Annotated in this window: 12 protein-coding genes and 4 tRNA genes; 5 read left to right on the forward strand and 11 right to left on the reverse strand. The window is 48.9% G+C overall.

The window, feature by feature from the left end:
- Positions 1-389 precede the first annotated feature (389 nt).
- The 4 genes from KG631_RS13495 to KG631_RS13510 form a co-directional block, all read right to left on the reverse strand.
- Positions 390-466 (reverse strand) — tRNA-Pro (locus tag KG631_RS13495).
- Between the two features lie 23 nt (positions 467-489).
- A tRNA-His gene (locus KG631_RS13500) sits at positions 490-565 on the reverse strand.
- A gap of 25 nt (positions 566-590) precedes the next feature.
- Positions 591-667: transfer RNA gene (locus KG631_RS13505), tRNA-Arg, on the reverse strand.
- A gap of 112 nt (positions 668-779) precedes the next feature.
- Positions 780-856, reverse strand: a tRNA-Pro gene (locus tag KG631_RS13510).
- Positions 857-1,044: 188 nt separating this feature from the next.
- On the opposite strand from KG631_RS13510, the gene folD reads away from it, so the two are divergent.
- A complete protein-coding gene (gene folD / locus KG631_RS13515; RefSeq protein ID WP_214000215.1) occupies positions 1,045-1,905 on the forward strand; it encodes a bifunctional methylenetetrahydrofolate dehydrogenase/methenyltetrahydrofolate cyclohydrolase FolD in 861 nt (286 codons plus the stop codon).
- A gap of 222 nt (positions 1,906-2,127) precedes the next feature.
- The gene (locus KG631_RS13520) at positions 2,128-3,171 is read left to right on the forward strand and encodes an alpha/beta fold hydrolase (RefSeq protein WP_214000216.1); all 1,044 of its coding nucleotides are present in this window, start codon (positions 2,128-2,130) and stop codon (positions 3,169-3,171) included.
- 65 nt (positions 3,172-3,236) lie between these two features.
- Here KG631_RS13520 and cysS read toward each other — a convergent pair whose 3' ends face one another.
- Positions 3,237-4,616: a cysteine--tRNA ligase gene (gene cysS / locus KG631_RS13525; protein WP_214000217.1), complete on the reverse strand. Its 1,380-nt coding sequence runs from the start codon at positions 4,614-4,616 to the stop codon at positions 3,237-3,239.
- 141 nt (positions 4,617-4,757) lie between these two features.
- Here cysS and KG631_RS13530 point away from each other — a divergent pair, with 141 nt between their 5' ends.
- A complete protein-coding gene (locus tag KG631_RS13530; RefSeq protein ID WP_214000218.1) occupies positions 4,758-5,252 on the forward strand; it encodes a peptidylprolyl isomerase in 495 nt (164 codons plus the stop codon).
- 9 nt (positions 5,253-5,261) lie between these two features.
- Positions 5,262-6,011 carry a UDP-2,3-diacylglucosamine diphosphatase gene (locus KG631_RS13535; protein WP_214000219.1) on the forward strand — a complete coding sequence of 250 codons (750 nt, stop codon included), beginning with the start codon at positions 5,262-5,264 and terminating at the stop codon, positions 6,009-6,011.
- Here KG631_RS13535 and miaE read toward each other — a convergent pair.
- Positions 5,989-6,780: a tRNA isopentenyl-2-thiomethyl-A-37 hydroxylase MiaE gene (gene miaE / locus KG631_RS13540; RefSeq protein WP_214000220.1), complete on the reverse strand. Its 792-nt coding sequence runs from the start codon at positions 6,778-6,780 to the stop codon at positions 5,989-5,991. The genes KG631_RS13535 and miaE overlap by 23 nt on opposite strands.
- A 198-nt stretch (positions 6,781-6,978) precedes the next feature.
- Between miaE and KG631_RS13545 the strand changes: the two genes are divergently transcribed.
- Positions 6,979-7,578, forward strand: a complete 600-nt coding sequence (locus KG631_RS13545) for a Yip1 family protein (RefSeq protein WP_214000221.1) — start codon at positions 6,979-6,981, stop codon at positions 7,576-7,578.
- Between the two features lie 86 nt (positions 7,579-7,664).
- Here KG631_RS13545 and purF read toward each other — a convergent pair whose 3' ends face one another.
- Genes purF through accD form a run of 5 tightly spaced genes read right to left on the reverse strand, consistent with a single transcriptional unit; the run spans position 7,665 to position 12,535 of the window.
- Positions 7,665-9,176 carry an amidophosphoribosyltransferase gene (gene purF / locus KG631_RS13550; protein WP_214000222.1) on the reverse strand — a complete coding sequence of 504 codons (1,512 nt, stop codon included), beginning with the start codon at positions 9,174-9,176 and terminating at the stop codon, positions 7,665-7,667.
- A gap of 20 nt (positions 9,177-9,196) precedes the next feature.
- Positions 9,197-9,685, reverse strand: coding sequence for a CvpA family protein (locus KG631_RS13555; protein WP_097112076.1), 489 nt, complete (start codon positions 9,683-9,685; stop codon positions 9,197-9,199).
- 58 nt (positions 9,686-9,743) lie between these two features.
- Positions 9,744-10,385, reverse strand: a complete 642-nt coding sequence (locus tag KG631_RS13560; protein ID WP_214000223.1) for an SPOR domain-containing protein — start codon at positions 10,383-10,385, stop codon at positions 9,744-9,746.
- Complete coding sequence (gene folC / locus KG631_RS13565) at positions 10,382-11,656, reverse strand: bifunctional tetrahydrofolate synthase/dihydrofolate synthase (RefSeq protein WP_214000224.1); 1,275 nt, start codon at positions 11,654-11,656, stop codon at positions 10,382-10,384. The genes KG631_RS13560 and folC overlap by 4 nt, the downstream gene beginning before the upstream one ends.
- A gap of 6 nt (positions 11,657-11,662) precedes the next feature.
- Positions 11,663-12,535 carry an acetyl-CoA carboxylase, carboxyltransferase subunit beta gene (gene accD, locus KG631_RS13570; protein ID WP_019674820.1) on the reverse strand — a complete coding sequence of 291 codons (873 nt, stop codon included), beginning with the start codon at positions 12,533-12,535 and terminating at the stop codon, positions 11,663-11,665.
- Between the last annotated feature and the right edge of the window lie 53 nt (positions 12,536-12,588).

Consider the following 12,588-nt stretch of genomic DNA (forward strand, 5'->3'; position numbering starts at 1 on the left):
ATTCAAGCAGAAAAACACCCAAAAGGTGCCTGAATTAAAACTTCAGGGAGAATGGTCGGTGATGCAGGATTTGAACCTGCGACCCGTGGGATTAAGAATACCCAAACCAAGTGCGCTATTCGAAAATTCAGGGAGAATGGTCGGTGATGCAGGATTTGAACCTGCGACCCATGGGATTAAGAATACCCAAACCAAGTGCGCTATTTAAAATTCAGGGAGAATGGTCGGTGATGCAGGATTTGAACCTGCGACCCGTGGGATTAAGAATACCCAAACCAAGTGCGCTATTTAAAATTCAGGGAGAATGGTCGGTGATGCAGGATTTGAACCTGCGACCCATGGGATTAAGAATACCCAAACCAAGTGCGCTATTTAAAATTCAGGGAGAATGGTCGGTGATGCAGGATTTGAACCTGCGACCCCTTGGACCCAAACCAAGTGCGCTACCAAGCTGCGCCAATCACCGACAATAAAAACTCAGGGAAAAGATGGGGTGGATGATGGGGTTCGAACCCACGACAACCGGAATCACAATCCGGGGCTCTACCAACTGAGCTACAACCACCACTGAAACTGTCTTGCGCTTGTTATGGCGCGCCCGATAGGATTCGAACCTATGACCCACGCCTTAGAAGGGCGTTGCTCTATCCAGCTGAGCTACGGGCGCACAATCTAAACCCTACCAAGCTGTAAACTTATTGGTCGGTGATGCAGGATTTGAACCTGCGACCCGTGGATTAAGAGTACCCAAACCACGTGTATACCTGACCTTTTAAAATTGGTCGGTGATGCAGGATTTGAACCTGCGACCCCTTGGACCCAAACCAAGTGCGCTACCAAGCTGCGCCAATCACCGACTTTGCTGCACTGCTGCAACGGGGCGGAATATTAACGCTCGCCACCTGAGGCGTCAAACGTTTTTTTGCAATAATCAGTCGATTGCTGATTATTTGAACCTTTATTGCGATTAACAGCTCAGGATGGAGTTCTGACGCCTGCTGTGCGAAAATAGCGACATTAAAACGTGACAGAGATCCCAGCAGCATGACAGCACAAATTATAGACGGCAAAGCAGTAGCTCAGGCAACTAAAGATAAAGTTGCTGCTCAGGTAAGAGCACGGGTAAAGGCAGGAAAAAGAGCACCGGGTTTAGCCGTCGTGCTGGTGGGTGTTGACCCTGCGTCCCAGGTTTATGTTGGCAGTAAACGCAAAGCTTGTGAAGAAGTGGGCTTTCACTCGGTCTCATACGATTTACCCTCAGACACGACAGAACAGCAACTGACTGACTTAATAGATAAACTTAACAACGACAACACAGTCGATGGCATTCTGGTGCAACTACCTTTGCCGGCGGGCTTAGATTCTTCCGCCATTTTAGAGCGGATTGCCCCCCATAAAGACGTGGACGGCTTCCACCCGTACAATATTGGCCGTTTAGCTCAGCGCATGCCCGCACTGCGCTCCTGCACGCCTAAAGGCATTATGACTCTGCTGCAAAGCACCGGGGTTAATGTAAAAGGTATGGATGCAGTAGTAGTTGGCGCATCAAATATCGTTGGCCGGCCGATGGCGCTGGAACTGTTACTGGCCGGTTGCACTACCACCGTGTGTCATAAATTCACTAAAAATCTAGAAGCCCAGGTACGCCGTGCCGATTTACTGGTGGTCGCCGTAGGCCGGCCGGAGTTTATCCCGGGTGACTGGGTAAAACCCGGTGCACTGGTTATCGATGTCGGCATTAACCGGTTGGATAGCGGCAAGCTGGTCGGTGACGTGGAATACGGCACTGCCGTTAAACACGCCCGCTACATTACCCCGGTACCCGGCGGCGTAGGCCCAATGACCGTCGCCAGTTTAATTGAAAACACCCTGGAAGCCTGCGAGCTTTATCACGATAAGCACTAGGTAGTACCGGCAGCGGCAGTTGCAATTGCAGTAGCCGCTGCCCTCGCCCCGTTAAATCTGCTTTTTCCTGCCTAAACCTGTCATTACCCGACGCCATACCGCTTCTTAGCGTTTTTTTGTTTTTACTGTTTATCTGGCTACTGTTAGCGTGTACCGACCCAACCAAACTCTAAACTACTTTGCAGCGTACTAAATGTGTTGGTTTCAGCAAAGAGGACTTTTATGCGATCTCAAATCATGATTAAAGCATGCAGCGCCGCCGCATTTATTGCTGCTTTGCTGATATCTTTAAGCGGATGCGCCCAAAAACCGGCACCAGATAATGTTGTCTGGCAACAGCAACTGAATTTGCCCTCTGTAAAATATTCGGCTGAAGTCGCTGAACGCTTGTGGCTTAATATTGAAGAAATTAGTTTTGACTGGCTGGATCAAAGCAGAGATCGGGTTGTGCCGGCTTTGTTGTTTAAACCCGCTCGTCAGCAAAAAGCCAAAGCATTAATTGTGTTTTCTCATGGCTTAGGCGGTTCGAAAGAGCGTTACGCCTATCTCGGTCAGTATTGGGCCAGTCAGGGCTATGCCAGCTTACATTTGCAGCATGACGGCAGTGACCGAAAAGTCTGGCGGGGAAGCAGACTAACGCTAGCTTTTCGATTAAGAGACGCGGCAGGTACAACAGAAGCCTTAGCGAGAGTTCAGGATGTGAAGTTTGCTTTAGACCAGATATTAGCGTCTGACCATGCCGCTGATTTTGATAACCAGAATATTGTGATGGCCGGCCACTCGTATGGTGCGAATACCTCAATGTTATTAAGCGGAGCACAAGTTGAGCAAAACGGCAGCCTGGTCAGCCTGAAAGATGATCGTATCAAGGCGGCTATTTTAATTTCAGCCCCGCCTTTTTATAATGATCAACCGCTGGATAAAGTGCTGGCTGACGTGAACATTCCCACTTTGCATATCACTACCACCGAAGATGAAATTCGGGTGCCGGGTTATTATTCGTCACCACAAGACAGGTATGAATTGTATAACGCCATGGCCAGCAGCTACAAAGTGCTGGCGGTGTTTAGCTCAGGTAGCCACAATATTTTTTCAGGCTGGCGTGGCGGTAAAGATACTAAGCCACAGCAGCAGGTGATCAAAGCCGCCACCCAGGCATTATCCAGCGCTTTTATTGAGCAAGTAACCACTGATAACAGCCGGGCAATAAGCTTGTGGGCCCAGCAACATCAAGCAGTGTTATCTAAGTTTATTCCTCAGACTTAGTGGCAATGGTAAATTAAAGTATTAAAAAAACCGCCAACAGGCGGTTTTTCATCACGGTCACGTAATCAACCTTTACGCCAGCTGGTAACACCGTTTTTATCTTCTACGATAATACCTTTTGCCGTTAACGCATCCCGGGCGGCGTCTGCTGCGGCCCAGTCTTTATTAGCGCGGGCGCTGTTACGTTTGGCAATCAGTGCTTCTATTTCAGCAACATCATCATCCGATGCACCTGATTGTAAAAACTGCTCCGCATCGCCTTGCAGTAAACCTAAGGCACCCGCTAACAGGGTTAGCAAAGCGGCTAACTCTGCTGCTTTGGCTGGTTCAGTTTCTTTAAAGCGGTTAACTTCACGCGCCAGTTCAAACAATACCGGCAACGCTTCCGGGGTATTGAAGTCATCGTCCATGGCGGCTTTAAAGCGCACAATGTACGGGCTGTTTAAATCAATACTGTGGCTGGGCGTTACATTACGCAGTGCCGTGTATAACCGACCCAACGCAGCATGGGCCTGGGTTAAATTCTCGGCCGAGTAGTTTAACTGGCTACGATAATGGCTGGACAACAAAAAATAGCGCACGGCCTCAGCGTTATATTGTGCCAGCACGTCTTTAACCGTAAAGAAATTGCCTAATGACTTTGACATTTTTTCTTTATCTACCTGCACCATACCGGTGTGGATCCAGGTATTAACGTACTTGTGGCCATGGGCACAAGTCGACTGGGCTATTTCGTTCTCGTGGTGCGGAAACTGTAAGTCTGAACCACCACCATGAATATCAAAATGCTGACCCAGATGCTTGGCACTCATGGCTGAACATTCAATATGCCAACCCGGCCGGCCATTACCCCAGGGGGATTGCCAGAACGGCTCACCCGGCTTGGCGCCTTTCCACAATACGAAATCCAGCGGATCGTCTTTATTGTCGGCCACCTCTACCCGCGAGCCCGACTGCAACATCTCCAGGTTTTGCTGGCTTAGCTCGCCATAGGCGTCATATTTACTGACGTCAAACAACACATCGCCATCGGCCGCAACATAGGCGTAGCCTTTGGCTATCAGGGTTTCAATCAGCGCAATAATTTCCGCCATATGGGTAGTAACTTTTGGCTCAATATCAGCCGGCAATAAACCCAGGGCGTTAAAATCAGCATGCATCGCTTCGGTGAAACGTGCGGTTAAGGCATCACAGCTTTCGTTATTTTCTGCTGCGCGCTTAATAATTTTGTCATCCACGTCAGTAATATTTCGGACGTAGGTCACATCATAACCAGAAAAACGCAGGTAACGGTTAATCACATCAAAGGCGACATAGGTACGGGCGTGACCAACATGGCAATAATCGTAAATGGTGATACCACAAACATACAAACCCACTTTGCCAGGCTCAATCGGCGTAAACACTTCTTTTTTACGGCTTAAGGTATTGTAGATTTGTAACATTGGGATCCTCAGAAACGACGTTATAAAGGCATAATATTCAGCCCGCTAGTGTACCACCGGCAAACGGCAGCCGCTATCCTTGCTTTATGAAATGCCCTGGCTGAGTTACAATGGCCGCATTCAAACAGAGGACACTATTCAATGATTAATTTACATACCAATTATGGCGTTATCACCCTTAACCTGTTTGCCGATAAAGCCCCGGTTACCGTGGAAAACTTTATCAGCTACGTCAAAGACGGCTTTTTTGATGGCACTATTTTTCACCGGGTCATTGACGGTTTCATGATCCAGGGCGGCGGTTTTACCCCCGATATGGACCAGAAAGAAACTAAGGCTCCCATTAAAAACGAAGCCAATAATAAAGTGGCGAACAGCAAAGGCACTATTGCGATGGCCCGCACCAATGACCCACACTCGGCCACCTGCCAGTTCTTTATTAATATTGCTGATAACAGTTTCTTAAATCACAGCGCAGAATCCGGCCAGGGCTGGGGCTATTGTGTATTCGGTGAAGTCACCAGCGGCATGGATGTTGTGGATAAAATTCGCCAGGTTAAAACCGGCCGCTTTGCGGGCCATGCCGATGTGCCAGTAGAGCCGGTAGTGATAGAAAAAGCCGAGCTGCTTGCTTAAGCACCGCTGATGTACAACCCGCATACGCTGTTTATTGCCGATTTGCATTTGTCTGCAGATCGGCCTGACATTACTGCAGCTTTTCTGCAGTTCATTGCCAACGAAGCTAATCAGGCTGATGCGTTGTATATTCTCGGCGATCTATTTGAAGTCTGGATTGGCGACGATAACCCCGAGCCACTGCTTGATACCGTTGCCGCAGCGCTGGCAACGTTGAGCAAGCAGGTACCGGTGTATTTTATTCACGGTAACCGTGACTTTGTGTTGCGCCAGGGTTATGCCAACCGAGCCGGGATGCAGTTACTACCGCAACAGCAGGTTATTGATTTATACGGCACTCCTACCCTGATTATGCACGGTGACAGCCTGTGTACCATGGATATTGCTTATCAGAAGTTTCGTAAATGGTGGAACCAACCCTGGTGGCAGTGGTTGCTGTTAAAAACGCCTTTGTCATTTCGTCAGTGGATAGCAGCTAAAGCCCGTCGTAAAAGCGCGGCGAATAAAGCACGTTATGCCCAACAGCAGCAAAAACAAATTATGGATGTGACGCCGGCAGAAGTGCCGAAAGTGATGGCTGAATATGGGGTAACTAAATTGATTCATGGCCATACCCATCGCCCAGCGGTGCATCAGGTCGATATTAATGGTGCCCCCGGCGAGCGCTATGTGCTCGGTGACTGGTATAGCCAAAGCAGTTACTTAATGGTATCACCTAAACGATGGGACCTGGTATTTACGCCGCTGACTGCTCAGTAACCATGGTTAATGGGCAGCCGCTGTGAAACTTAAAATTCGCATCGGGGGTTAAGATAAGCCCGGCTTCTATCTCGCCAAAAAACACCACCCGCTCACTGATATCAGTTTCGGTTACCTGCTGCGCCAATGCTAGGTAATCCTGATAGTGGCGTGCTTCTGAACGCAATAAAGAAATATAGAAATCTGCAATTTTCTCTGGCAATAACGGCGCTAACTTAGCAAAGCGTTCGCACGATCGTGCTTCTATATAGGCACCGCAAATAAGCTTATCCACCATTGCCGCTGGCTCATATGTACGAACATGGCGCAGCAAACCTTTGGCATAGCGGCTTGATGTAGTTTTTTCGTAAGTTATACCATTAGCTTCCATGACTTCCAGCACCTGATAAAAATGATGCAACTCTTCTTTAATCAGCAGCACCATCTTATCAATTAAATCCTGAGCATAGCGGCTGCTGGCCTTAGGGATCATAGATTTTTTCAGCGTCAGCCCGGCCAGCGCCCGCCAGTCACCTTGCTGCCGGTAGGTAAAGTCTTCAAAGGGTTTTAACCATTGCAGCAGCGCGTCGCCACTGTTGTCATCAACCGCATAACGACGGATCAGGTACATAGCACTCTGGGCTGCTTTTAATTCACAGATAAGGTGATCCCGCAGCAAGGTTGGCAGGCTCTCAGGTCGTGCCGCCTGCGCCAGCCAGCTGGTTGGCGTAGCGCAGCCTAAAAAATCGCTGACAGGTTGTAGGAGTTGTTGCCATTCACTGCGTTGCATAGTGGGAGCTGTCTCTGAAAAAGTATCTGCATTATACCGAAAGGACTGTCCGGCACCAAGTTTGATCTAACGCCATGCATTGTTGAAAATTAGTGCAAGTTGCTTGACGAATGGCTAAGTTTTAGTCATAACTGAGTTAAGGGTGGCTTTGTAACAGGGTTACCCGAGATGAGGGGCGTAGTAATAAGGATAATAATTATGATACTAAACCATTTATGGGGCATATATGCCCACCCGAAAGAAGAGTGGCATACCATTGATGCCAGACACGAAAGTTTCCGTTACAGCATGGCCCACATTATGATTGTGGCCTTGATCCCAGCCATTTGTGCCTATTATTCTGCAGTTCATCTGGGCTGGAGCATCGGCGTTGGCGACCCGATTAAACTGACCGCGCAAAGCGCCTTAATTATGTCTGTAGCAATGTATTGTGGCTTAATCATTGGCGTATTTGCGCTGGCCTGGCTGGCACACTGGATGGCGCATACCTTCGGCGCAGAACCAACCTATACCCAGACCGTGGAGTTATGCTCATATACTTCTACACCATTATTTATGGTGGGATTTGCAGCACTATATCCGGAATTGTGGTTCGTGGTCAGTGTCGGGCTGGTGGGCCTCGCCTATTCAGTATATTTACTTTATGTCGGCGTACCCATTTTAATGCACATCCCGGAAGAGCGCGGCTTTATCTACGCCAGCTCAGTGGTTACCGGCGGTTTAACCTTGCTGGCGGTGCTGATGGCAACAACCGTCATTTTATGGATGTCGGGCTTCGGTCCAACCTACACCCACTGACAATTTGACAATGTTAGTGCTTTTTAATAAAACAGGCGCTCAAGAGCGCCTGTTTTATTTCGTTATTCCTGCTGCTATAACGTTGCTCAGCCTTCGTTATAGGTTTCCAGGTTTGTTGCCATCGACATTGCAGTGTGGGCTTTGGCGTCATCACTACGGGTCTGATCCAGGCGGTTTAAATAATCCTGATCGATATCATTAGTCACATAGTGACCATCAAATACCGAGGTTTCAAACCGCTTAATGTCGGGGTTTTGTGAGCGTACTGCTTCGATTAAATCAGGCAGCGACTGGAAAATAAGACCATCTGCGCCAATGGTTTCGCAAATACTTTCAACGTCATGGCCGTGAGCAATTAATTCATTGGCTGATGGCATATCAATACCATACACGTTGGGAAAACGAATCTCCGGCGCTGCAGAAGCAAAATAAACTTTTTTCGCCCCAGCTTCGCGTGCCATTTCAATAATCTGACCAGAGGTAGTGCCTCGTACTATCGAGTCATCGACCAGCAATACATTCTTACCCTTAAACTCCTGCCAGATAGCATTCAGTTTACGCTTAACAGATTTTTTGCGCTGAACCTGGCCGGGCATAATAAAAGTACGACCAATGTAGCGGTTTTTTACAAACCCCTGCCGGAAAGGTAGCTGCAGCTCATTGGCAATTTCCAACGCCGCATCGTTACTGGTTTCCGGAATAGGAATAACTACATCAATATCCAGATGCGCCCATTCCCGTTTAATTTTCTGGCCCAGTACCTTACCCATCGCCACTCTTGACGCATACACCGAAATATTATCGATAGTGGAATCAGGGCGGGCAAAATAAACATATTCAAAAATACACGGCGTATAATTGGGGTTTTCAGCACATTGCTGGCTGTATAACTCACCCTGTTCGGTAATATATACCGCTTCACCCGGTGACACATCCCGCAACACGGTAAAGCCATCAGCATCCAGTGCCACACTTTCCGATGCCACCATGTATTCGGTGCCGGCGGCAGTTTCCCGTTTACCCATTACCAGCGGCCGAATACCATTAGGGTCACGAAATGCTACCAAACCATGGCCAATAATCAGTGCCACCGCCGCATACCCGCCCCGGATTTTCCGGTGGGCACTGGCAACCGCATTAAAAACCTGTTCAGGCTCCAACTGCATGGTCGATTTCGCCTGCAGCTCATGCGCCAGAATGTTCAGTAAAATTTCTGAGTCTGAGGTGGTATTAATATGACGGCGCGCCAGCCGGAACATATCTTCTTTTAACTCGTGCGAATTGGTTAAATTGCCGTTGTGCGCCAGGGCAATACCGAAAGGGCTGTTAACATAAAATGGCTGCGCTTCAGCTGTGCTGGATGAGCCGGCTGTTGGATAACGAACATGACCAATGCCAATATTACCCGACAACCGCTGCATATGGCGGGTTTCGAACACATCTTTAACCAAGCCATTGGCTTTACGTAATCTGAGGGTATTGTTATCCACGGTAACAATGCCTGCGGCGTCCTGGCCCCGATGTTGTAACACTGTCAGACCATCATACAGCGCCTGATTGACCGGATACTTACCTACGATTCCAACGATACCACACATTGATTATTTCCTCGCCAGCCCTAAGGCTTTTGCATAAAACTGGAATGGTTTTCCAGATACTCGAAAAACCATTCGATAATAAAACCAAATTCTGGGATCAACACCGATTGCTGCCACCATAGCGCTTGTGCTGCCGGGGTAAAAGCGTCCATAAAGAACAGTACCGCACTTACCACCAATACGCCCCGCAAGGCACCAAACACCAGTCCCAGTACCCGGTCAGTGCCTGACAATCCCGTGCCCTGCACTAACTTAGCAATCACAAAATTGATTAATGCGCCAAGGATCAGGGTACAGATAAATAAAATAGCGATGGCTGAAGCATTGCGGATTGTGGGGTCGGTGATATTAGTAAAAAGTGACGCAAGTTTGGGATAATATTGGCTGGCGATAAAAAAGGCCAGAAACCACACTACCAGTGAGATAGCTTCTTTGACGAAACCGCGGATCAGACTGATGACAGCCGATAAGGCAATAATTGCCAGTATAACAAAATCAACCCAAACCATTTGCTACCAAAGGATGCCTGATGACGGCGCGCATTCTATCAAACCGGCTGATGCTTGGCTAATTATTTTCAGTAACCTGATATCGGCTGACAACCAGCCGGGCTATTCCGGTCAGCTCCTGTAATTGCTCAACTTGTTGTTCCAGCCGGGCTTTTCTAAGCTCAGGGCCAACCAATACACTGGTTAATTTCTGGCCATTGCTGTTGGTAATATCCCGGGTAAAAGTGACATAGCCTTCCTGGCGGAGTTTTGCCACCAGGGCATTGGCATTTTGCGGATTACTGAAGCTGCCAACCCTTACCACCCAGGCATTTTCGACAACAGCATTGGCTGTGGCGCCGTCAGTGTCAGGGCGGGTAACGGTTTGTGCAGGGTTTTGACCATTGAGAGTCACCTGGGCATAGTTTTGTGACGGTAAGTCATCTGCATCGCGCTCACCGGCCTCTGAGCCAGCCACATTATCATCTAGTGCTTGCTCATTCACTTGCTTTGCTGCAGCGCTGCTGCTGGCACTGTCAAATTCTGCCTGATCAAACGGTTCTGGTTGTTGAACACCCTGAAATTCCGGGCGGTCCGGGATAACTTTAAAATCGTCTTTCACCACTTGCTTCTCGCCATCCAGTAAATCAGGCAAAAAAATGATACCGGCTAATATCAAAATAGTGGCACCCAGTAATCTGTGCTTAAATCCCGCAGTCATGTTGCCTCCTGATAATAGCTCGCCAGTACTGCTGACACCGTGACGAAGGATCCAAAAATAACCAGTAAGTCATCATCTTGCAACGTCGACAATAACCGTCTGAATGCTGAAGTCACGTCTTGATACAGCTGATAATCTGCCCCGGCCAACGCCGCTACTAACTGCGCAGCAGGCGCTCCCCGGCTCCCGGGTAGGCTGCTAAGATGCCATTGATCAATTACAGAGGTCAAGGGCGCCAGTGCCTGGGCGATGTCTTTGTCTTTTAACATGCCCACTAAAGCAAGCACTTTGCTGTGCCCTGGCTTCAGCTCTGCCAGTTTCGTTGCCAGGTAGCGGGTCGACTGCGGATTATGCGCGACATCTATTATTATTGCTGGCCGCTGCTGCAAAAACTGCATCCGTCCAGCCAAATTTAGTTCAGTCATTACTTGTCTAAGCACAGCCTCGTCAGGCAGCAAAGACAGTTGGTACAACACCGCCAGGCTGGTGGCCACATTTTGCACCGGTAGTGCGGGCAGTGGCAGGTTCTGATACAGCACGGCTCCACAGTGCCAGTGCCAGCTATCATCGTGTTGCTGATAAAAGTAATCATGATTTACCGTAAGTGCCGGGCAATTTAACTCAGCTGCTCTGGCCATCACACTTTCAGGTGGCAACAATTCACCGATAACAACGGGGTTGTGCCGCCGGAACACCCCTGCCTTTTCACGGCCGATTGTCTCCCGATCGTTGCCCAGCCAGTCCTGATGGTCTAAATCTATGGTGGTAATCACACTAAGATCAGGGCTGACAATATTCGTAGCATCCAACCTGCCGCCCAGCCCCACCTCAATCAGACAAAAGTCGACTGGCTGGCGTTTCAGAATTGAGAATGCAGCCAGTGTCGTAAATTCAAAATAGGTTAATGGTGTGTCGCCCCGCAACGCTTCTACTTCCGCCATGGCGTCAACCCAGAGTGCGTCGTCCGCATCATGGTTATTAAGCCGCAGTCGCTCGTTAAACCGTAATAAATGCGGGGAGCTATAAACACCAACACGGAATCCCTGAGCCAGTAATAATTGCTCCAGAGTACGGGCGGTAGAGCCCTTGCCATTCGTACCGGCGATCAGAATAACTTTACCGGGCAACTGTGCCAATCCGGCACGATCAGCAACCCGGCTAACCCGGTCCAGGCCCAGTTCAATTTTATCAATGGGATGGCTTTGCTCAATATAACAAAGCCAATCGGCCAGAGTATGACACGATTGGCTTGACGTTAACATGTCTGACATATAATCCTAAGCAGCGTCGTGCTCGGATACCGGCGCGGGTAGCTGCATAAACTTGGCAACAAGGCGGGCAATTGTATCGCGCATTTTCCGGCGGTCAACAATCATATCAATCGCACCATGCTCCAGTAAAAATTCACTGCGCTGGAACCCTTCCGGCAGCTTTTCCCGAACGGTCTGCTCTATAACCCGGGGCCCGGCAAAACCAATTAGAGCCTTCGGTTCTCCTATATTGATATCACCTAGCATCGCTAAACTGGCCGATACCCCACCCATGGTTGGGTCGGTCAGCACAGAAATATAAGGCAGGCCCTGCTCACTGAGTTTGGCCAGCGCGGCGGACGTTTTTGCCATCTGCATTAAAGAAAACAGTGCTTCTTGCATCCGTGCACCACCACTGGCAGAAAAACAGACGAAAGGCACTTTGTGCGTCAGCGCATACTCAACGCCGGCAACGAACTTGGCCCCGACTACTGATGCCATTGAACCGCCCATAAACTCGAATTCGAACGACGCAGCAACCATTGGCATACCGTGCAGGGTACCATGCATTACAATCATCGCATCTTTTTCATTTGTTTGCTTTTGCGCAGCAGTAATCCGGTCTTTATAACGCTTGCTGTCTTTAAATTTCAGTAAATCCTGTGGTTCAAGCTCGGCTGCCAGTTCTGTGGTGGAGTGGCTGTCAAAGAAATGATTTAACCGGGTCCGGGCATTTACCCGCATATGGTGATCACATTTCGGGCAGACACCCAAGTTGCGGTCCAAATCGGCTTTGTATAATACAGCGTCACAAGCGCTGCATTTGGTCCAGACGCCCTCGGGAATATTACGACGCGCCGAGGTGGAGGTTCTGGGCAGGATTTTTTCTAACCAACTCATAATGCATTCCTATTAAAAGGTGTCAGACGTTAGACCTAAGAGTAGACAAAATA

This window comes from Arsukibacterium sp. (assembly GCF_018402695.1).
Taxonomy (GTDB): Bacteria; Pseudomonadota; Gammaproteobacteria; order Enterobacterales; family Alteromonadaceae; genus Alishewanella.

What these genes read in the sequence shown, in the direction of transcription:
- folD (WP_214000215.1), top strand. Translation starts at nt 1,045, where the DNA reads ATGACAGCACAAATTATAGACGGCAAAGCAGTAGCTCAGGCAACTAAA.
- KG631_RS13520 (WP_214000216.1), top strand. Translation starts at nt 2,128, where the DNA reads ATGCGATCTCAAATCATGATTAAAGCATGCAGCGCCGCCGCATTTATT.
- cysS (WP_214000217.1), bottom strand. Translation starts at nt 4,616, where the DNA reads ATGTTACAAATCTACAATACCTTAAGCCGTAAAAAAGAAGTGTTTACG.
- KG631_RS13530 (WP_214000218.1), top strand. Translation starts at nt 4,758, where the DNA reads ATGATTAATTTACATACCAATTATGGCGTTATCACCCTTAACCTGTTT.
- KG631_RS13535 (WP_214000219.1), top strand. Translation starts at nt 5,262, where the DNA reads ATGTACAACCCGCATACGCTGTTTATTGCCGATTTGCATTTGTCTGCA.
- miaE (WP_214000220.1), bottom strand. Translation starts at nt 6,780, where the DNA reads ATGCAACGCAGTGAATGGCAACAACTCCTACAACCTGTCAGCGATTTT.
- KG631_RS13545 (WP_214000221.1), top strand. Translation starts at nt 6,979, where the DNA reads ATGATACTAAACCATTTATGGGGCATATATGCCCACCCGAAAGAAGAG.
- purF (WP_214000222.1), bottom strand. Translation starts at nt 9,176, where the DNA reads ATGTGTGGTATCGTTGGAATCGTAGGTAAGTATCCGGTCAATCAGGCG.
- KG631_RS13555 (WP_097112076.1), bottom strand. Translation starts at nt 9,685, where the DNA reads ATGGTTTGGGTTGATTTTGTTATACTGGCAATTATTGCCTTATCGGCT.
- KG631_RS13560 (WP_214000223.1), bottom strand. Translation starts at nt 10,385, where the DNA reads ATGACTGCGGGATTTAAGCACAGATTACTGGGTGCCACTATTTTGATA.
- folC (WP_214000224.1), bottom strand. Translation starts at nt 11,656, where the DNA reads ATGTCAGACATGTTAACGTCAAGCCAATCGTGTCATACTCTGGCCGAT.
- accD (WP_019674820.1), bottom strand. Translation starts at nt 12,535, where the DNA reads ATGAGTTGGTTAGAAAAAATCCTGCCCAGAACCTCCACCTCGGCGCGT.